The sequence below is a fragment of the Burkholderia sp. Se-20378 genome (assembly GCF_017104665.1).
In the GTDB taxonomy this organism is placed as follows: domain Bacteria; phylum Pseudomonadota; class Gammaproteobacteria; order Burkholderiales; family Burkholderiaceae; genus Burkholderia; species Burkholderia lata.
Genome location: NZ_JAAGPG010001216.1, coordinates 1 through 735 on the forward strand (window position 1 = coordinate 1; position 735 = coordinate 735).

Annotated in this window: 1 protein-coding gene; it reads left to right on the forward strand. The window is 71.8% G+C overall.

The window, feature by feature from the left end:
* A partial coding sequence (locus G3N93_RS41090) for a TolC family protein (protein WP_206135649.1) occupies window positions 1-735 on the forward strand: 735 nt, incomplete at both ends.

The window sequence follows — 735 nt, forward strand, 5'->3', positions numbered from 1 at the left end:
CGGCGGCGCCGTCCGGTACGACGCCGGATACACCGCCCGACGCGTCGGCCGATGCCGATGCCGCGTTCTGGCGCGGCTTCGGCGATCCGGCGCTGACGCAGCTGATCGACGCGGCGCTCGCGGCGAACCAGGACCTGCAGGTCGCCGTGTCGCGCTACGACGCATCGAATGCGCTGCTGTCGCAGGCGACGTTCGACCGCTACCCGACGATTACCGCGAGCGGGCAGATCGGCCATCAGCTGATGAGCAAGGACCAGGCGTTCGGCGCGCCGCGCAGCCAGCGCGATACGCCGACGTCCAGCATCGGGATCAATGCGGCGTGGGAGCTGGACCTGTTCGGCCGCGTGCGTCGTTCGATCGAGTCGCAGCGGGCGGAAACGGCCGCCAGCGCGGCGGACGTACGCGCGGTGCGCGTCGCGATTGCCGGCGAGGTGGCGAGCACGTACGTCGATCTGCGCGGCTCGCAGGAGCGGCTGCGGATCGCGCGCGAAAACGCCGACAACCAGAAGCAGACGCTCGCGCTGATCAATGCACGCGTCGGCGCGGGGCGTGGCTCCGAACTCGATGCGGCGCGGGCGCGCGCGCAGTACGAATCGACGACGTCGCGGATCGCCGTGTACGAAGCGGCGATCGGCGTCGACGAGCACCGGCTCGCGGTGCTGACCGGGCAGACGCCGGACGCGCTGATCGGCCGCTTCGATCTCCCGAAGGCAGCCGCGTCGGCGGGCACGCCCG